The sequence below is a fragment of the Desulfoglaeba alkanexedens ALDC genome, assembly GCF_005377625.1.
Classification (GTDB): Bacteria; Desulfobacterota; Syntrophobacteria; order Syntrophobacterales; family DSM-9756; genus Desulfoglaeba; species Desulfoglaeba alkanexedens.
Window position 1 is genome coordinate 1,204,886 of sequence record NZ_CP040098.1, and the last position, 19,504, is coordinate 1,224,389.

Below are 19,504 nucleotides of genomic sequence, written 5' to 3' on the forward strand. Positions count from 1 at the left end.
CGTTCGACCGAATTGGCTTGCTGAGTCCATACCACCCATACGGCGACGCGCCGCGGTTCGATGACCTGCGGGTCCCCCGCCACACCCGCCTGTATCCAGAAAGCGAGTCCAAACCCGAAACGCCACAAAAATGTCACACGGATACTCTCAAGAAACACCGAATGACGGTCGACTCTAGAAACGGTGATTTCGTTGGACACACACGGTTTGACTCGATGGCGCAGGGAGGCGAAGCATGAACCAAGTGCCGCAGAGTGGGGTCGTAGAGAGCGGCACGGGCAGGGATGCGCTTAAGGCTCCATGGCCCGCCGTTTCCACCGGCTTTCAGTCCTGTCTGGACAAAGCCGAAGAACATGCGGCGCATGCCAGCCTGTTGGACATCTTGAATCGGCGGCGCATCCAAACGGTCTTTCAACCGATCTACAATCTCCATTCGGGTGAAATCTTCGCCTACGAAGCCCTCAGCCGGGTGGTGGGCCCTTCGCCTTTCCAGAACCCCGAGGCTTTGTTCAGGGCGGCTTCCCGGTTTGGGAAGACCCCGCAGTTGGAGGAGCTCTGTCTTCGAACCGCGTTGGACAGCGCCTTACGACAGGGGATCGATCAGCTGATTTGTTTGAACATCTGCCCTTCGCTGCTTCTGCAGGACCGAAATCCGCAGCGACTTTCGCCTCTTCTTGAGGAGCTGCACGCGGTCCGGGAAAAGATCGTGCTGGAACTCACGGAACGCTTCTTTATTCGAAACGATTCCCTCTTTGTGGAAAACGTAAGATTTTATCAGGACCAAGGGTTTCGCATAGCCATCGACGATTTGGGCTGCGGCTTCACCGGCCTCAAGATGCTCGCTCAAATGGAACCCGCCATGGTGAAGATGGACCGGTTTCTCGTCTCCGACATCCAGGAGTCCACTCAGAAGCGGATGCTCCTCGAATCCCTCGTTTCTTTTTGTCATAAGATCAGCGCCATGGTGGTCGCCGAAGGCATTGAAACGGAAGCGGAACTGGACGTGCTCTTGGACCTCCGCGTGGATTTCGGCCAGGGCTATCTGCTCGGCCGACCCGAAGCAGGACGCCAAACGTGCCCGGATGTGGTGCGCTCACGCATTATGGGACGCGGAACCCTGCTCGCGGGCGAAAGATACCCGGACAACCACCTCGGCAGCCTCGCCGAACCGGTCGAACCGGCCGTCGGTTCCGACTGCGTCTCCAAGCTGGTCGAACGTTTCGAAAGCAATGGAGATCTTTCGGCGATTCCCGTGGTCCAAGGAGACCGCCCGGTGGGCATCGTACACAGGATGAATCTATTTCAAATGCTGGGGCGGCGTTACGGCTACTCGCTCCACATGAACAAACCCGTACAGACCGTGATGGAACCCGCGCTGATCTTGGAATGGAACACCTTGCTCGACGATGTTTCGCGCACGGTCCTCCGCCGGGAGGAGCAAAACGTCTATGACGCGATGATCGTGGTCCGAGGCGGAGTGTACGTAGGCATCGTCAAGGTTTTCCGAATTTTGGAGGCCATAACGGAACAGAAGCTGCAAATGGCGCTCCAGGCGAATCCCCTCACAGGCCTTCCAGGAAACAATCTGATCAAGGAGGAAATCACGGGGCGCTTGGCTCGAAACGAGATCTTTGCGGTCCTGTATTTCGATTTGGATCATTTCAAGCCCTTCAATGATTGTTTCGGGTTCGACCACGGGGACCGGGTCATCCGGTTTCTCGGGAATTTCTTGAGGGAGCGGCTGAAACGATGGGATCAGAGGGCTTTTATCGGGCATGTGGGCGGAGACGACTTTGTGGCCGTCTGCCGCGCTCAAGGTGTGGAAGCATTTTGTCGGCAGTTTTTGCTGGAATTTGAGGCCGAGATCGCCTCGCTTCATGATCCCGCAACCGTCCAGCGCGGCTATTACACGGGGCTCGACCGGCATGGAAATCTTCAGGAGTTCCCGCTGCTCACTCTTTCCATCGCGATCCTGACCAATCAGCATCGCGTCTTCTCTTCTTACGGCCACTTGGTCTCGGTGGCCTCAGAAGTGAAAAAGAAGGCGAAGCAGATCCCCGGAAACAGCGTCTACACGGACCAGCGATGCAGTTGAAACCCTATGGTTGCCGGGCGGCACAGGAATGTAACATTAGCGTAACCCTACAACAACAACACGATTCTATCTTCAGGCTGCTCGGCACATGACGAGCACCCTCGAATCTTCTCCGAGTCGGTCGGAACGAAATGATAGTGTAACTCCTTGAAGGGACGGTTGGATTTCACCGGGAAATCCAGGTCGAAAGGAAACCGATGTCACCGGCGTCGCTGCTTGTGGTTCTCCTGCTGCTCTCGTCATTCGCCTACTACTTGGGGCGCCGCCGGGCGTTTGCCGTAGCGGGCAAAATCGGCGGCAGCCGCCATTTGCATTCGCGCCCCACCTATTACGGCAGCCTGACGGCGCTTTCCTGTGCGGTTCCGGCCTTGCTCGTCTTCGGCGCCTGGATCGCTTTTGAAGACAACGTCATCACGAGCCTCGTTCTTTCCGATTTGCCCCAAAGCTTCAGAAATCTTCCGGAAGAACGGTTGAGTCTCGTGATCAATGACATCAGGAATCTCGTGAACGGCAATATCGTCTCCAGTCGGCCGGAGCCGAGCATCCTGACGGCCGCGGCACGGTACCGGGAGTACATGGACATCAGCCACAAGGCCTTGACGGCCTTTACGCTTTCCGCGGCAGGACTGTCCATGGTTGTCGTCGCGCGGCGCATTTCTCCGGCATTGCGTGCCAGAAACTACGTCGAACGAGCGCTTGTGGTGTTTTTGGTGGCATGTTCCACTCTTGCGATCTTCACCACCGTGGGGATCGTGTTTTCTGTGTTGTTCGAAGCCTTGCGCTTCTTCAAGGCGGTTCCTCTCAGCGAATTCCTTTTCGGCTTCCAGTGGAGCCCGCAGATCGCCATCCGCGCCGACCAAGTGGGGGCGTCGGGCGCTTTCGGGGCCGTTCCCGTATTCGTAGGGACGCTGCTCATCACATTGATCGCCATGGTGGTGGCGGTTCCCATCGGGCTCTTTTCGGCCATCTATCTTTCCGAATATGCCCATCGGAAATTTCGCGACGTGGCAAAACCGCTCTTGGAAATCCTGGCTGGCATTCCCACCGTGGTTTACGGGTTCTTCGCCGCGTTGATGGTGGCACCTTTCGTGCGCCGAGCCGGTGAATATTTCGGGCTCGACGTGGCTTCGGAAAGTGCCTTGGCGGCCGGTTTGGTTATGGGGATCATGATCATTCCCTTCGTCTCATCCCTTTCCGATGACGTGATCAACGCCGTCCCTCAGTCGCTCCGCGATGGTGCGTACAGCCTGGGGGCCACCCAGTCCGAAGCCATCAAGCATGTGGTACTCCCGGCGGCTCTGCCCGGTATCGTGGGCAGCATTCTGCTCGCCGTCAGCCGAGCCATCGGAGAAACCATGATCGTTGTCATGGCTGCGGGACTTGCCGCCAACCTGACCCTCAACCCACTGAAAGCCGTGACCACCGTGACCGTCCAGATCGTGACCCTGCTCGTCGGAGACCAGGAATTCGACAGCCCGAAAACCCTGGCCGCTTTTGCCTTGGGGCTGGTGCTCTTCCTGGTCACTTTGGTCCTGAACATCATCGCGCTTCACGTAGTGCGCCGCTACAGGGAACAGTATGAATAACGGCAGTGGTGAACGCCGCAACAATTCCGGTTCACGTATCCGCACTATCGAGATTGTGAACCGAAGTCTTCCCGGACGATATCGGGCTGAGCGACGATTCCGCCTCTACGGGCTTCTGGCGGTGATCGCGAGCCTTACGTTCCTTTCGCTGCTGCTGGTCAGCATCTTTGTCAAAGGCTACACAGCGTTTTGGCAGACGGCTATTCGGTTGGACGTTACGTTCGATCCCGAGGTCTTTACGCCCAAGACGGTTCAGACAGCCGACTACCATGGGTTGGTGGCGCGGTCGTTGGGGGGGCTTTTTCCTGAAGTGGAGGGAAGGAGCGCCAGGAGAGAGCTGAATGCGCTGGTGAGTACCGGGGCGGTCTTCCAGTTGCGCCGATTGGCCATGGATAACCCCGAAGTCATCGGCCGGACCGTATCCGTGTGGGTGCCGGCTGACGACGACGTTGATATGTGGTTCAAAGGGCATTTTGACCAGGAAGGAGCAGCCGGGCGAGGGCGCCTTTCGGAACGCCAGGTGGCATGGCTCGAACGGCTGGCCGCGGAACACAGGATCCAGAAGCGATTCAATCACAGCTTTTTCACCTCCGGTGACTCGAGAGAGCCTGAGCTCGCCGGCATTTGGGGCGCCGTGGTGGGTTCATTCTACACACTTATCGTAACGGCTGTTCTCTCCTTCCCCATCGGCGTAGCGGCGGCGATCTATTTGGAAGAATTCGCCTTCAAGAACCGATGGACCGACCTGATCGAAGTGAACATCAACAATTTGGCCGCCGTACCCTCCATCGTGTTCGGCCTCTTGGGGCTTGCCGTCTTTTTGAATTTGTTCGGGCTCCCGCGATCCGCACCCTTAGTGGGCGGCTTGGTGCTTTCCCTCATGACCCTTCCGGTGATCATCATCGCGAGCCGTGCGTCGTTGCAGTCGGTTCCTCCCTCGGTTCGCGAAGCGGCTTTGAGTGTGGGAGCTTCCAAAGTCCAAACGGTGATGCACCACGTGTTGCCTTTGGCGCTCCCAGGCATGCTTACCGGAGCCATCATCGGGATGGCGCGCGCTTTGGGTGAGACGGCGCCGCTTCTCATGATCGGGATGGTGGCGTTCATCGTGGATATTCCCCGGGGGTTCTACGATCCCGCCACCGTCTTGCCCGTCCAGATCTTTTTGTGGGCCGACAGTCCGGAACGCGCGTTCGTCGAACGGACCTCGGCGGCGATCGTTGTGCTGCTTGCCTTTTTGCTCCTCATGAATGCTGCGGCGGTCATCTTACGCAGGCGGTTCGAACGGAGGTGGTAACTTAAAGTGTCGCGGATCGGCTCCTCGGCCCTCCCGCTCCGACGGGGCGATGCAACAGTGGGCCGGGGGCGGGCCGGCCCTTCGCGCGGTGTGAGGGGCCGAGCCGATGGAGGTCGGAGAGGGTAAATCAGTTTGTGTTGAAACCAAACAAGAAAAGAAGGAGAAGAAATGTTCAAGAAGACGTCTCTGTGGGTTGCTTTGGCACTTGTGTTGGGGTTGTCATTGATGGCTCAGGCTCAATCGTCCAGGGATTACATCAGCATCGTGGGGTCGTCCACGGTCTATCCGTTTGCGACCGTTGTCGCTGAGCAGTTCGGAAAGACCACCCCCTTCAAGACCCCCAAGATCGAATCGACGGGCTCCGGCGGCGGTTTCAAACTCTTCTGCGCGGGTGTCGGGGTGGAACATCCGGACATCACCAACGCCTCCCGCCGGATGAAGAAGTCGGAATTCGATCAGTGTCAGGCGAACGGCGTAAAGGACATCGTAGAAGTCAAGATCGGCTACGACGGTATCGTGGTGGCCAATTCCAAAAGCGCGGAACCCTTCAAGTTGACCCGGAAGGATATTTTCCTCGCCTTGGCCAAACAGGTTCCCGATCCGAAGGGATCCAAGACCTTGGTTCCGAATCCTTACAAAACGTGGAAAGACGTGAACCCCGCACTGCCGGCCAAGAAGATCGAGGTGCTCGGCCCGCCCCCCACCTCCGGTACTCGGGACGCCTTCTCCGAACTGGTGATGGAAGCCGGCGCCAAGTCCTTTGATTGGATCGCTGCCATTAGGAACGAAGACAAGAAGCGGTTCAAGGCGATCGCCCACACCATTCGGGAAGATGGCGCCTACATCGAAGCCGGGGAGAACGACAACTTGATCGTTCAGAAACTGGTCGCCAACCCGGACGCCCTGGGGATCTTCGGGTTCAGCTTTCTCGACCAGAATACCGACAAGATCCAGGGATCCTTCATCGAAGGCGTTCAGCCCACCTTCGAGGCGATCGCCAGCGGTGAGTATCCGGTTTCACGCCCGCTTTTCTTCTACGTGAAGAAGGCTCATGTTGACACGATTCCCGGGATTCGCGAATATCTCGCCGAATTCACCAGCGATAAGGCGTGGGGCCCCAACGGCTACCTGTCGGAAAAGGGACTGATCCCCATGCCGGACGATGAACGGGCCAAGTTCGCCGAAACCGCGAAAGAACTGCGTCCGCTGAAATCGATCGACTAACGGATTCCGAGGCGGGAAGCCGGTGGCCGCCGCCGCCGGCTCTCCGCCGGGTTCTGTGATGCAATGTTCGCATGAGGGGCTACAGCTTTTGGAGCCCGTCGTCAGTGTAGATCGGCGGGATTGGGTCCAGAGAGGGACAAGGGTGCAGATCTTTTGCTTCTTGTTCCCAAGCTCCAGCTTGGGAACACATCTGTGCAGAAGCTCCAGCTTCGGTGATGCCGTTCCCAAGCCAGAGCTTGGAACGAGGGGAAACATCACTTCGAGATCCTGGCGAGCTCCCTAGAAAGACAGCGCGTTTCAGCTGTAGCAGGAGGGAAGCTGGAGCTTCCCGGGCAGGGCGTTCCCAAGCTGGAGCTTGGGAACGAGGGGAAACGGAGCTGATGCGCTTGCTGCTTCAAGGCCATCTGGATCTACCTCAGAGGCTCACCCTGGATGTCGTTCTAAAAGATCCGCACCCGAGGGACAACAATTCCATCAGAAAGTACAGAGCCCATGCTCGATGCCTTAAACAAGATGCCGAAAACGAACCACCACGTCAGGGAAGAGCGGTCGCAAATGGTGGGTACCTCAAGAGCCCTTAGGACGTCCAGGGAGGTTCGAGAAACGGTCGGAGAGCCGTTTCACGAGGATCCTCGGATGACGTGCCGAAACGTCGACGTGTTCTACGGAGACAAGCAGGCACTCCGAAACATCTCTTTGGACATCGGACGCAACCAGGTGATCGCGATGATCGGGCCCTCGGGCTGCGGCAAATCGACCTTCCTGCGATGCCTCAATCGCATGAACGACACCATCGAAGGGTGCCGCGTGACAGGCCGCATCACTCTTGACGGCAAAGATATCTACGACAAGAGCGTGGACGTTGTGTCGCTCCGAGCCCAAGTGGGCATGGTGTTCCAGAAGCCGAACCCGTTTCCCAAATCCATCTACGAAAACGTGGCCTACGGCCCGAAGATTCACGGCCTGGCGGAAACGCGTCGAGAACTGGACGAGATCGTCGAGACGTCCTTGCGAAAGGCTGGGCTCTGGGACGAGGTCAAAGACCGGCTCCAAGAACCGGGAACCAGCCTTTCCGGAGGCCAGCAGCAGCGCCTGTGCATCGCGCGCACCATCGCTGTTAGCCCTGAGGTGATCCTCATGGACGAACCCTGTTCCGCTCTCGATCCCATCGCCACGGCCGTCATCGAAGACCTCATCGACGAACTCAAACAACAGTATTCCATCGCCATCGTCACCCATTCCATGCAGCAAGCGTCGAGGGTCTCCCAACGCACCGCGTTTTTTCACTTGGGCGATTTGATCGAAGTCGGACCCACCGCTGTGATCTTTACCAATCCCCGCCACGAGCTCACGGAAGATTACATCACCGGCCGTTTCGGCTGATTCCTTTACTTTACCGAGAGATCCCACAGGAAAGACATGCCGCAACCGCATATCGTCCGCTCCTACGAAGAAGAACTGGAACGACTGAAAGACAAGGTTCTGGAACTGGCCGAGGAGTGCGAAGCTCAACTACAGCGGGCGCTGTCGGCCCTCCAAGAGCACAATGAGGTTTTGGCGAGGGACATCATTCGATCTGACGAAAGGATCGACGCCCTCCAACGGGCCGTCGACGACTTCACGGTGAGGCTACTCGCCATGCGACAACCAGTGGCCGTAGACCTTCGAAACATCGTGGCGGCCTTAAAAATGGCCGCCGATCTCGAACGTATCGCCGATTATGCAGCCAACATCGCCCGGCATGTCTCAGACCTGGGCCCGGGGGACGCCTTGCCGCCCATTTCGACGGTCATTCGGATGATCGAAACCGCCCAGAGAATGCTTTCCGATGTCCTGCAGGCCTACCGCCGGCTGGATCTGGAGAAAGCCGTTGCCGTCTGGCACGCCGACGAGGAGCTGGACCGGATGTACACCCGGCTCCTGGAGGAAGTGCGATTGGTTCTCGAAAAAGACGATGCGCGGTTTCGGGCCGCAACGGGCCTGATCTTCCTCGGACGCTGCTGCGAACGCATCGGCGATCACGTAAAAAACCTCGCCGAAAACGTTCACTTCATTGTGACCGGGGCCGCCTACGCGGGGCACCCTGCCGCGTGATGTGCCGGCTGAGAACCGAGCCGTCCCATTCAAGAAACCCGCTCCACCGAGCCCGATACACATCTTTAGCTCATGGCGCTCGCCCCGCCTCCTCCAGGCGCACGATACCGAGGCTTCCATCGATCACGATGGAGCTCCCGTCGGGCACCCTTCGAGTCGCCTCCCGAACACCCACCACGGCAGGGATGCCCAGCTCGCGGGCCACGATGGACGCGTGATTGAGCAATCCGCCTTCTTCGACGACCACGCCGGCCACCAGGCTGAAGATCGGTGTCCACCCGGGGTCCGTGTGGCGGGCTACAAGAATGTCACCCCGCTCGATGTCGGCCGCCGAGGGGTCCGTGACCCATCGCGCTCGCCCCGCAGCGCGACCGGGGCTGGTTCCAACACCTCGAAGCACCGGCCGGCGTCCCAGCTCCAGTTCGTCCACAGGAACCCCATGTACTAAAAATCGCGGGGGTCGCCTGGAGGATTGAAAGGCGCTCCTGCGGCTGCGGCTGCGTTCCGCCGCGCCTTCCAACGACAGATGACCTGTCACCAGGTCCTCCACTTCCTTCAGTGTCAGAAAGAATACCTGGTCACCAAGCCGGAGTCGATCGCCGAGGGCCAACAAGCTGAGACGAAGGTCGTACAGGATGTGGTCGAGAAAGAACCGGAGCGCTTCCCGAAGGTCCAAATAGCGCTGAGCTCCAGCAAAAGCCGGTGCTGAAAGAATCCTTGTGAAAAGCGGCGGCGCCTGACTCGCCTCGGAGGACCGGTCTTCCGAAAGCCCGCTCCTCTGAGAAGAGGGGAACCCGGTGGGGGCGGTACCGTGGGGTGGCGCGGCATGGGCGAACTGAAACCGAGGCGCCGCCTCTTCCGAGGACTCGGCGACAGCCAGCGAAATAAGCATGCTGAAGACCTGTTCCGGCTTCTCCGCCCATCGAGGGCTCATGAGCGAGCGATCGGCTGAACGAACCCCATAGCGATGAAGAAAATCGAGGACCGCCTCCCGGATCGTCTCCGGTATGGATTCCAGAAAACGATCCGCAGGCGCGCGGCGGACAGCATCGACGAGCCCCGGCGCTCGGGCCATCTGACGGGCGATACACCTTGCCGCCCGCTCGATTTCCACGGTGACGTTCCGTGCGTGTTTGCGGAGGGCGTGGAGAAAGCTTCCAGGCCCCCATCGGAAGACCTCCACGGTAAGCCAGCGCAGAAACCAGACGTAAAGCGTGGCGTAAGCGTAGGGAAATTGATTGAGCGCCTGAAGCTCGGCCATGATAGCCACATCGTGTCGGACCCGCTCCAGCAGGGTCTCGGTGCTAACCTCGTCCGGAGGTGTTCCTTGCAGTCGTTTCTCGAGCTCACGCAGCCGCTTTTGGGTCTCCCTTCGACAGGTGAAGGGGTTGGCCTGCCGATCGTTTGCAATCAGGGCCAGAAGCCGCAGCCCCAATCGCAGGACTTCCCGCCAAGAAGCCCTTGGGACCGCACTGAAATCGAAACCGGGAGGGAATAGGCTGCGTATCACGGAAGGTGTGAATCCCGCGGGGATCCATATGAGGAGCGACTGCAGACTTTCACCGTTGACGTACAAGTAACCGTCCACAACGGCGAGTGTCGGCCTTACGGTTGGAAGCCGCAGCGCCTTCAGGGTATCCGAAAAATCGAAACGTTCGGCGTTGCGCTCCATGACGTCCGAAAGAAACGGCGTCAGGCGATCCGCCCACAGGTCTTCTGCGATCTTCCGGGTCCACAAGCCGGGCGGGACGTCTGTGCGAGGAGCGGCAAGGGTGGTGATGGGACGCGACTGGAGGAGCCAGATCCGCCCATCGAAGTCCGCTGCCCATTCAACGTCTTGCGGTTTCCCGAAAAGGGCTTCACAGCGGCGGCTCAACGCGGCGATACGCTCGAGGACTTCGAGAGGCGGACTACCGTCTCGTGTTGGGCCATCCAGAGTCTCCCGGTCCAGGCGGACGGACGATCCAACATAGGCGCGGCAGGGCGTGATGCGCCCGCTCACGAGATTCTCGGCTGAGCCCTCTGTCCATTCGATCACTACCTCATCAAGCGCCGGAAAAACAGGATTTCGGGTGAAAGCGACGCCGGCCAGACGGGCGGGGACCATCCGTTGCAGAATGACTGCCATCGTGGGTGGTGGGCGTTCGTGCTCCGCCTGCCCCTCGGTGCGATTCAGAGCGTAACGACCGGCGCTTTCCCAGCAGTCTTGAATGGCCGTCATCGCGTCCGTCGCGTTACGAACGCGGAGCAACGTCCGGTATTGTCCCGCAAAGCTTTGGTTTTCTGTATCTTCCCAGATGCCGGAAGAGCGTACGGCCACGCCCTCCGAGGATGCCAGCCCGGGGAAGACCCGCCGGACGGCGTCCGCCAGCCCCTCCGGGGGCTCATGGCAAGCCAAGAAGTGAGCATGCGCGTCCATGGAAATCGCGAAGGCGGGCGGTACCGGAAAGCCTGCTCGATGGGCCCGCGCCAAGGCGGCGAACTTATGCCCCACCTTTTCCGGCGACAGCGCCTCGGGTTCACTGAATTCAATCAACAGTTTCATGATGGATTCCGGTGCAGCGGTTCCAGATGCTCGAGGAAAGCCCTAGCGCTGTTTTCCCAGGTCCAACGCAGGGCTTCGGTACGGCAGCGTTGGGGATCCAGGGCCAAGGCTTCTCGCACCGCCCGGGCGAGGTCTTCGTCGAGGACTCCGGTCACCCCGGGGCGGATGACGTCCAAAGGCCCGCGAACCGGATAGGCGGCCACTGGAACGCCGCTTGCGATGGCTTCCAGCAGGACCAAGCCGAACGTGTCGGTTCGGCTGGGAAAAACAAACACATCGGCCTCGGCATAGATCCGCGCCAGTTCTTCACCGGTTCGAGGGCCTAGAAAGATCGCGTTCGGAAAGGCCCGCCGGAGTCTGTTCAAATCCGGGCCGTCGCCGACCACCACCTTGGTTCCCGGAACCTCCAAATTCAAGAAGTCATCGATACTCTTTTCTATGGCGACTCGCCCCACATAGAGCAAGACCGGGCGGAAATGGTCGGGGAAGGTTTTGACACGAGGATGAAACCGTTCGGTATCCACGCCCGGCGGGACCACCACCACACGGGCAAATCCTCTTTCAGCCAGTTCCCGCTTCAGGGCTTCGGTGGCGACGAGGACCCGGGTTGCGGCGGAATGGAACCAACGAAGGCCCGCATAGGTCCATTCCGCGGGGATAGGAAACCGCATGGCCACGTATTCAGGAAACCGGGTCGTATACCAGGTGGTGAACGGCAGCTTTCGAGTCTTGCAATACGAGCGTGCCGCTAGGCCGATGGGTCCTTCCGTGGCGATATGAATCGCATCCGGCGTCGCCCGGTCCAATAGGCGGGAGACCTCCTTCCAAGGATTGAGGGCCAAACGGATTTGCGGGTAGGTGGGGCAAGGAAAGGTGCGGAAAAGGTTGGGGTGAATCAGCCGAACGCCATGCCCCAAAGCTTCCAGCGCCGCAGCCGTATGCACCAGCTTGGTGACGACCCCGCTGATTTGTGGATGCCAAGCATCCGTGGCGATAGCGATATTCATGGCGCTTGAACACCTTCCGACCACTCCCAGCCTCCGCCAGGGGTGCGGCCGCCCCCGGCCCTGTGAGGCGCCACGAGTCAGATCCCTCCGGCGTCTGCGCTCCGCTGGTCTCAAGTTCTAAAAATATCGGCCACCACCAGGAAGAGATCGGAATCGCGAACAACCCCCACCAATTTCCCGGCATCAAAAACAGGCAGCATGTGAACCTTGTTTCGATAGATGAGTCGCAAAGCGTCCATCAGGTCCGCCTCGGCATCAATGGTTCCCCGCACCTTCAGCATGATTTCACTCACCCTGGTTTCGGCATTTTTCCTCACCCTGCCGTAAAAGTCGAGGCGACTCTCATCCAGATCAGCGGCGCCGGCCTCGGCAAACGCCGCCGCCACTCCCAGCGATTCAAGACGCACCGTGAGACCTCCCGCAATCTCCGGGATGAGCACCCGCAAAACGCTACGAAAGTCCAGCACGCCCACAAGCGCTCCGGAATCGTCCAGAACGAGGACGCTTCGATGCCCCGCTTCCGTGCACCGGCCTTCCTCGACCTGGCAGTACTGCTTCCGAAGACTCAGAACGGCCTCCTTCAGGCTGCTTTTCACGTTGGTAACGGCATAATCCGAAAGCGGAACCATGATATCCCTTACTTTTTTGGTGATGGGCATGGAAATAATCTCCTTTTCCGCCTGTCCTTGACGTCTCTTCCCCTTGACATGGTATCGGCGCTCCTCGCGCCCTGGCCGCCCGCTCCTCAATGCCCCCCGGTACCCAGAATACCGCTGGCGGCGACCGTCAGGATGATGACTTCGCCCACGGCCAGGATCGCGTACACCTTGTCGTTTTGACGCCACAAGAGCGGCACGATGGAAGCAAAACAGACGAGAGTGACGCTGGCAAGAACGGCGATGGGGATGAAATTCAGGAAATCCCCGTAACGAAGCATGCCCATCCAGGACCACCCCGCGTGGATCCCGGTGGCGTTCAAGTAGTCGTTTACGCCCATGGACCAATACTTGGGAAGATCACGCATTGGGGTGTAGGGCTTCAAGATACGAAAAACGTAAACGGCAAAGGTGATGATCAGGGCCAAGAGACCGAAATACATCCCTTTTTCGAGGATCTTGGCGTACAGAACCTGTTCGGGTCCGGCCTGAATCTTGCCGGCCGGGTTCGGCTTGTCAGAGGCGACTGCCATCGTTATCCCTCCATCCATTGAATAATGAGTCTGGCATTTCCGGTGATGCTTCCAGATAAGGCATCAATAACCCAGGCCTTTTGCAAGGGCTCGCAAACCGGCAAACCCCAGCATGATGATGACGATCCACCGCACCAGCGCCGGCTTGGCCACCCTGAGGAGCCGGACGCCCACAAAGGAACCTAACATGATACCGACCAGAGACGGTACCACGATCATAGGGATCACGCAGCCCTGGTTCAGGTAAATCCAGGCGGCGGAAGTGTCTGTGATGGAAAGGAGAAATTTGCTGGTGGCGACGCTGATCTTGAGCGGGGCCCCCATGAGGAGATTGAGGACGGGGACGTTGGCCCAGCCGGCCCCCAGACCGAACATGCCCGCCATGGTACCGATGATAATGAACAACAAAAGCCCCTGAGGCGTTCGGTGGATCTTCCAGTCGACCACCTGCCCTGTGCTCGCTTCCCGGTAAATGCCGCAGATCCGGAGCGCCGATGACAGCCGGTCCGCCTGAGGCACTTCGGGAAATTCCGACTTCTTGGCGGTGAACATCAAGATGCAGATCCCGATGATGGTGGCTCCCAAGGCGATCTGGACAATGTTGGTAGGGAGCGCCAGGCCGATCATGGCGCCCACAATGGAAAACGCCGAGGCGATGAGCGCCACGGGGATGGCAAGCCGAAGGCTTGCCAGGTTCATCTTCAGCAGGCCCGGCCCGGCGGCGAGCGCTCCCGCCAGCGCCACCAGAAGCCCGGCGCCTCTCACGAAGTCCAGGTGAAAGGGAAAAAAGCCGCTGATGATGGGAACGAAAAGCACGCCGCCCCCGACGCCCCCGAGGACCGCCGCCACCCCCATGACGAACGTGACCACGAAAAGCACCGTCGGCCAGAGCCACCAGGGCCAGTTGGCTCCCATCTTCACAGGTTGCGCCTCCGCAGTTTCCGATGCCATTCCGACATGTGCCGCCACCAGCAGCAGCACGGCGCTCACTACGCCCATCCACAGGATTTTGCCACGTCGACTCATTCGTCCTCCTTCTGTCCCTTTTGAGTCCTTGGTCCCGGGCTTTGGTACGTGAAAAAATGCATAGTGAAAACCGGCAGGCCGGCAATGAGTGCTATTTTTCACATAACGCCATGCGCAAACCTTGCCCGCCGCCCCTCCAAGGGTGTCCCCCGCGACCCAGAAACCCCTTCCCAACCCCACGATGCGTTCCGCAGCGTCATGGCCTCCCGCAAGGTCGGCGACCCGTTGCCTCCATCGGATCCAACCCTACTTTTTCTTCTTTTTCTTGTCTTCTTCCATAAAGGAACGAGCCGTTTCGAACTCGCCCTCTTCGGCGAACGCCGCGGCCATCATGGAATCTTCGATCTTCTTCTTGTAGGCGTCCTTGAGGGTCTGGATGAGCTTTTCCAACTCCACGGGTTTCTGGAGATACGCGAAGGCGCCCAGGCGCTTGGCCTCTTCCTCGTCTCTTTCCGTACCGTGTCCGGTCAGGATGATCACCTGGACCTGCGGGTAAGCCTGCCTCACCCGCCGCAGCACTTCCATGCCGTCGATCCCCGGCATCCTGAGGTCGAGCACCATGACGTCGGGCACCTGGTCTTCCTGGAGCAACTGAAGGGCCTCCTCGCCGTTGAGGGCCACGTTGGAATCCAGGTCGCGCATTTTCATGCGTTCGGCCAGAGCCTTCACGAAATCTTCTTCATCGTCGACCATGAGCACTTTGAACTCTTTCATCGGTAGCCTCCTATAGTCATTTCGTCCTCTTCGTGGCGCTTTATCGTCGCACCATCGGAAGGGTCCCGGGGGAACCGTCGAGCGTACACCCGCGGAACACCACGGCGCCCCCGTGCATCATCCCCAGGGGCGGCTACGGCCATGATCTGGATCGTCGAATTTCGAGGTGGAATCCCCGTCGCTGCCTACTCCAAGACGCATTCGAACCTTTCCGGTGCGCTTCGGAGAGGCGGCTCCAGGGGCAAAAGAGGGGAAGTTCGGATGGGGAAGTTGCCTTGCGTCACAACCTGACGGTGAACAGCCTGAGATTCGCTCCGGCAAGTCCGACAGACTCAGCGAAGGATCTCTCATAGAGCGGAACTTTCCCGTACCAGACCTTAACCCCCTTCAGTCCCACCGCTTCGAGGAAGGAGTTGTGCTTCTCCCTTCCCCGCATCAATTCAACGGCGGCATCATGGCAGTTCGCTTCAGCGAAAGCCGCTGCTGCGAAAGTGTTATTCAGCGTCTCCAGCACACTGGTCTCCTCGGCGGCCACTTGCGGGCTCACGCCCGCCATTTCCATGGCCGCTTCGTGTTCTCCGGCTTCAGCGAACGCAACCGCGGAAAACCAGTCCTGAAGTTTCCTGGACCATTCCTTCATGGTCGGTTCCCTTCCTGAGGAAGCGGTTTCCGTTTTAGACCGCCCCCGCCGCGCTCGCAATTTCGAACCCGCCGGCGGGAGCGAGACAGATCCTACCGAATGTGCTCCCATTTTCACAAGCAACTTTATCCCAGAAATTCGCTCCGTTCGAAAGGAAAATCGTTACCAGGCTTTCTCCATAATGATTTTTCGGATCTTCTCTTCCGTCTTCTTTTCCACAAGGATCATTTTTTGAGCTTGGGCCTCTCGGATCTTTTCCATGAGCGCATCGATGTCAGCCGGTTTTTCGACGAAGTCGGTGGCTCCTATCTTCATGGCTTCGATGCCCTTGGACACCGTGGCGTATCCGGTCAGCAGAATCACCTGAACTTCGGGCTTCTGTTCCTTGAGTGCCTTAAGGGCCTGGATCCCGTCCATACCGGGCATCTTGAGGTCCAGGATAACCACGTCAAAGGCCTGCTCCGCCACTTTCGCCAGGGCCTCTTCCGCCGAAGTGCTCGTGGCCACGTCCATGCCCCGCGCCCTCAGGCGCTCGGCCAGTGTCTCCAGAAAATCGACCTCGTCGTCCACCAGCAATACTCTTTCCGACATGACGACCTCCTTCATTGGCAGTCCATGGTAACCGAAAAGGTTGCGTGAATCCGGCCCTTCGGCTTCTAAGGGTTCGGCTTTGCCGATGCCGAATCGCGAACACCAGCGGACCGGAAGCATCAACCTGGACCCGGGCCTTCTTCCCCTCCCAGGGAGGACCGACTCACCGGGAAATGGACAACGAGGGCCTGCTGGTCGACGTCGAAGTTAAGCTTGGCCTCGAGCAAAGCGAGAAGGCGCCGTGTTGGAACATCGAGGCTCTCTTCCATCTCGGAAGGGGAAAAAGGCTGGAGCCCCCGGAAAATCACATCCACGCCTTCGGGACACTTTCTTGCGCCCACCCGGATACGTTTCTCGTCTCCCGCCCCGTCCACCGCTATTTCGACCAGGTTCCCCAAGAGGTTCTGAAGAAAAAAAAGATTTGCGGTCACCGTCACGGCATCTTCAGGCAAGTCCGCCTGCAACACGACTCCCCGCATCCCCGCAGACCTCTGGAACAGGGAAAGGATCAGTTCCACGCAGTCCTTGACAGCCACCGTTTTCACGGGCTCATCCACGGAATGAGCGAACCGGTTCATGTTCTTCACGATCTCGTCGGCCCGGCCGGTCTGCCGGCGGATCTTCTCGGCCAGGTTTTTCAGTCGTTCCACATCCAGAGGTTTTCCCTTCCGGTTCATGAGGATAAGATCTTCCATGAGCCCCGAAGTCTCACGGATCACGGCCAGCACGTTTTTGATTTCATGGGAGATGGACGCCGAAACCTTGCCGAAGAACTGGAGGGAACCCAGGTCCCAAAGTTCCTGTGCACCGCTCATTGTCCTCCCTCCGTTTTCATCAATTCGTTCATCTTTGCGATGAGCAGCTCCAGTTTCACGGGCTTGACCAGGTAATATTCCTCACCGGCTTCGGCCGCCCCGATCTCGAAATCCCTCTCGGAACCGTGACCCGTCATGAAGATGAACCGGATGCCGGGTTGAATCTTTTCGATATGACGCTTCAGGTCCAGTCCGCTCATGCGCGGAATTTTAACATCCAGGACGGCCACATCATAGGTGTGGTCCTTCACCTTTTCCAAGGCTTCTTCCGCCGTGGCCGCCCAGTCCGCATCGATCCCACGTAACGAAAGCCTTTCGGCCAGAGTGACGACCAGTTCCTGCTCGTCATCCACCAACAGCACCCGCATTCGCTCCTCCCCTGTCCTTTCCTCCCGTTATCGGCAACGTAATGCTAAAGGTCGTCCCCTGGCCCACACGGCTTTCGACCTGGATGTCGCCGCCCAGTTCCTTCACCAGCCCGTAGGTGATCGAAAGCCCCAGGCCCGTTCCGCCCTGCTGTGCCTTGGTGGAAAAAAAAGGCTCGAAAATCCGCTTCAGATCCGATTCGGGGATGCCGCAGCCGTCGTCCGAAACGATAAGGCGGATGTGGTCCTCATCCCGGCGTTCCACCGAGATCGCCACATGCCCTCCGTCGTTCACCGCCGCAAAGGCGTTGTTGAGCAGGTTCAAAAGGATCTGCTGCAATCTTCCGCGGTCGCATTCGAAATCCGGAACATCAGGGCTCACCCTCACGGACAGTTCGATGGAACGGTGCATGGCTTCCTTGCTCAAAAAACCCACCACCTCCTCGATCACGTCCCCGATATGAAGCCTCTGGAAATTCGATTCCCCACCCATGTGCCGGGCGAAACTCAGGAGCCGCCGCGTGATGGTCGCCCCTCTCTCCACGGCCTTCAAAATGGAATCCACAAGTCCCAGGAGCTTTTCGTCCCTGGCGTACTGCTCCTTGATGGTGAAAATGTCCTGGATGAGTCCCGCCTTCTCGCTGATGATGGCGAGCGGATTGTTGATTTCATGAGCCACCCCGGCCGCCAGCCGGCCGATGGAAGCCATCTTGTTTTCATATTCCACACGGTGAAGCGCCGCCACCCGCCTCTGATCCGCCTCGAAGATCTTGTTCACCAGGAAGGTGCAAACCCCGAGGATGACCACAAGGATCACGCCGATACTGATGGCGAGAAACATGAGGATCTTCATCTGAGCCTGGCGCCATGGCTTCAGCAGTTCGTCCTTCTCTTTGACGATCATCAGGATGAACGGTGTCTGTTCGATGTAAGCGTAACCGATCAGCAGCGACTGGTAGTCCGACGGATTGTAGTGCATCACTTCGGACCGCTCGGAAAAGTCCGGTATCGGCAGGTTGAGCTGATCCAGCACCTTGCCGTAATAGCGGGACGGGGTCTGCATAACCCCGTCGTGATTCACAAGAAACGCGTCTCCTCTGCCGCTCACGTCCAATTCGTAAAGCAACTCGTTGAACTTGGCCGTATCGAGGGTCGCCCGCAGGATGTAACAGGATCCGTCGTGACACCTATGCCGGATGGCGATCACCAAGTGCGGGACCTGGCGGAAGCCCATGAACACGTCGCTTATGTAGATTCCCTGTTCCATCACTTGGCGGAACCATTCCTCATCGTGGTAATTCACCCCTTCCAGCGGATACGGCCCCACATACGCCCTCTGCACCCCGCTGGAATCGATCACACCCACATCGGTGAATCCCCCGAAGGCCGTCTTCAGGTTCTCCAGGAGTCTCGCCAGCCTCCTGGGATCATTGAGATCGTCGAAGGAGTTGTCGTGGACAACGAAATCGAGGGCGGCCTTTCTTTCATCCAGAAAGTAGGTGATGGACCTTCTCGTGTTCGACACCAGACGTACCGTGCGCAGGACGATCTCCGAATCCGTGGATTCTTTGCTGATCCGGTAGCCGATGGCGGCCATGAAAATGAGCGGGGTGAGAGTGACGAAAACCGTCAGGTAGACCGCCTGCTTCCAAATGAGGCGAAAATTGAACAGATGCCGGTAAGGGCCCGCCGCCACATCTTCGTGGTCCCAAAATTTCGGTTTCACAAGCGTCTTCAAGGACATCCGCAGCGTCCTAGGGGGAGAGTGCCGCTCGATTGGAGACCGGCTTCGTTAGAGCTTGTCCAAACCACCATGACCAGGACTTGGTCACCCCCACTCATGAAAATCATCCCAGGGTATCGAAGCTGGAGCTTCTGCACAGTTGTGTTCCCAAGCTGGAGCTTGGGAACAAGGTGGAAGGCAACCGCGGTCATGTAGGAGCGGCGCCCTCGCCGCGATGAAATTCACACAGTTTGTAGAATAACGTATTAGGAATCTCAAACACAATGTTGCTCTCTGCAACGCCCGCGGAGCCTTCTCAGTACAGCTCAATAGAATAAAGTGTTTATTGTAAGATGTTAAAACTCTCTGGAACTTCAACCTTGTTCCCAAACTCCAGCTTGGGAACAACGTCAAAAAATCCCCCTCTCCCCTTAATCGCCTCCCACAAGGGGAGGTGGAATAGAATTTCCCGCTCGTTCCCAAGTCAGAGCTTGGGAACCAGCGGGAAAGCAAGCAGAGGGGGGAAAACCAGCAGGCGGAGGGAGTTTGCACGAGGACATAAAACAAGGGCCGGACAGGCCCGAAGCCGGTGTCCG

At 58.6% G+C, this 19,504-nt stretch carries 16 protein-coding genes and 1 pseudogene; 6 read left to right on the top strand and 11 right to left on the bottom strand.

The window, feature by feature from the left end; translation table 11 throughout:
• The first annotated feature begins 235 nt into the window (after positions 1 to 235).
• The 6 genes and pseudogenes from FDQ92_RS05705 (at position 236) to phoU (ending at position 8,293) form a co-directional block, all read left to right on the top strand.
• Positions 236 to 2,095, top strand: a complete 1,860-nt coding sequence (locus tag FDQ92_RS05705; protein ID WP_137423686.1) for a bifunctional diguanylate cyclase/phosphodiesterase — start codon at positions 236 to 238, stop codon at positions 2,093 to 2,095.
• A 197-nt stretch (positions 2,096 to 2,292) separates the two neighbouring features.
• Complete coding sequence (gene pstC, locus FDQ92_RS05710; RefSeq protein WP_137423687.1) at positions 2,293 to 3,681, top strand: phosphate ABC transporter permease subunit PstC; 1,389 nt, start codon at positions 2,293 to 2,295, stop codon at positions 3,679 to 3,681.
• Positions 3,674 to 4,975, top strand: a complete 1,302-nt coding sequence (gene pstA / locus FDQ92_RS05715; protein ID WP_137423688.1) for a phosphate ABC transporter permease PstA — start codon at positions 3,674 to 3,676, stop codon at positions 4,973 to 4,975. The genes pstC and pstA overlap by 8 nt, the downstream gene beginning before the upstream one ends.
• Before the next feature lie 168 nt (positions 4,976 to 5,143).
• Complete coding sequence (locus tag FDQ92_RS05720; protein WP_137423689.1) at positions 5,144 to 6,199, top strand: PstS family phosphate ABC transporter substrate-binding protein; 1,056 nt, start codon at positions 5,144 to 5,146, stop codon at positions 6,197 to 6,199.
• A 627-nt stretch (positions 6,200 to 6,826) separates the two neighbouring features.
• Positions 6,827 to 7,582 (top strand): annotated as a pseudogene (gene pstB, locus FDQ92_RS05725) (phosphate ABC transporter ATP-binding protein PstB); the annotation flags it as partial.
• A gap of 36 nt (positions 7,583 to 7,618) precedes the next feature.
• Positions 7,619 to 8,293 carry a phosphate signaling complex protein PhoU gene (phoU, locus tag FDQ92_RS05730; RefSeq protein ID WP_137423691.1) on the top strand — a complete coding sequence of 225 codons (675 nt, stop codon included), beginning with the start codon at positions 7,619 to 7,621 and terminating at the stop codon, positions 8,291 to 8,293.
• Positions 8,294 to 8,363: 70 nt separating this feature from the next.
• On the opposite strand, the gene FDQ92_RS05735 is transcribed toward phoU, so the two are convergent.
• The 11 genes from FDQ92_RS05735 to FDQ92_RS05785 all read right to left on the bottom strand — a co-directional run bounded on the left by FDQ92_RS05735 (position 8,364) and on the right by FDQ92_RS05785 (position 18,929).
• Positions 8,364 to 10,838 (bottom strand): PEP/pyruvate-binding domain-containing protein, encoded by a 2,475-nt coding sequence (locus tag FDQ92_RS05735; protein WP_137423692.1) that lies wholly within the window; start codon positions 10,836 to 10,838, stop codon positions 8,364 to 8,366.
• Positions 10,835 to 11,845 carry a glycosyltransferase family 4 protein gene (locus FDQ92_RS05740; protein WP_137423693.1) on the bottom strand — a complete coding sequence of 337 codons (1,011 nt, stop codon included), beginning with the start codon at positions 11,843 to 11,845 and terminating at the stop codon, positions 10,835 to 10,837. The genes FDQ92_RS05735 and FDQ92_RS05740 overlap by 4 nt, the downstream gene beginning before the upstream one ends.
• Before the next feature lie 110 nt (positions 11,846 to 11,955).
• Positions 11,956 to 12,504, bottom strand: coding sequence for a CBS domain-containing protein (locus FDQ92_RS05745; RefSeq protein WP_137423694.1), 549 nt, complete (start codon positions 12,502 to 12,504; stop codon positions 11,956 to 11,958).
• An 86-nt stretch (positions 12,505 to 12,590) separates the two neighbouring features.
• Entirely contained in the window at positions 12,591 to 13,034 is a 444-nt protein-coding gene (locus tag FDQ92_RS05750) for a hypothetical protein (protein WP_137423695.1), read from the bottom strand.
• A gap of 63 nt (positions 13,035 to 13,097) precedes the next feature.
• A complete protein-coding gene (locus FDQ92_RS05755) occupies positions 13,098 to 14,060 on the bottom strand; it encodes a sulfite exporter TauE/SafE family protein (RefSeq protein ID WP_170180211.1) in 963 nt (320 codons plus the stop codon).
• A 246-nt stretch (positions 14,061 to 14,306) separates the two neighbouring features.
• Positions 14,307 to 14,774 carry a response regulator gene (locus FDQ92_RS05760; RefSeq protein WP_137423696.1) on the bottom strand — a complete coding sequence of 156 codons (468 nt, stop codon included), beginning with the start codon at positions 14,772 to 14,774 and terminating at the stop codon, positions 14,307 to 14,309.
• Between the two features lie 280 nt (positions 14,775 to 15,054).
• The gene (locus tag FDQ92_RS05765; RefSeq protein WP_211341379.1) at positions 15,055 to 15,414 is read right to left on the bottom strand and encodes a hypothetical protein; all 360 of its coding nucleotides are present in this window, start codon (positions 15,412 to 15,414) and stop codon (positions 15,055 to 15,057) included.
• A gap of 162 nt (positions 15,415 to 15,576) precedes the next feature.
• On the bottom strand, positions 15,577 to 16,005 hold the full coding sequence (locus FDQ92_RS05770; protein ID WP_137423697.1) for a response regulator: 429 nt from the start codon (positions 16,003 to 16,005) through the stop codon (positions 15,577 to 15,579).
• A gap of 119 nt (positions 16,006 to 16,124) precedes the next feature.
• Complete coding sequence (locus FDQ92_RS05775; RefSeq protein ID WP_137423698.1) at positions 16,125 to 16,820, bottom strand: histidine kinase dimerization/phospho-acceptor domain-containing protein; 696 nt, start codon at positions 16,818 to 16,820, stop codon at positions 16,125 to 16,127.
• Positions 16,817 to 17,188, bottom strand: a complete 372-nt coding sequence (locus tag FDQ92_RS05780; RefSeq protein ID WP_137423699.1) for a response regulator — start codon at positions 17,186 to 17,188, stop codon at positions 16,817 to 16,819. The genes FDQ92_RS05775 and FDQ92_RS05780 overlap by 4 nt, the downstream gene beginning before the upstream one ends.
• The gene (locus FDQ92_RS05785) at positions 17,166 to 18,929 is read right to left on the bottom strand and encodes an ATP-binding protein (RefSeq protein WP_137423700.1); all 1,764 of its coding nucleotides are present in this window, start codon (positions 18,927 to 18,929) and stop codon (positions 17,166 to 17,168) included. Before FDQ92_RS05785 ends, FDQ92_RS05780 begins: the two co-directional genes overlap by 23 nt.
• Positions 18,930 to 19,504: the final 575 nt, after the last annotated feature.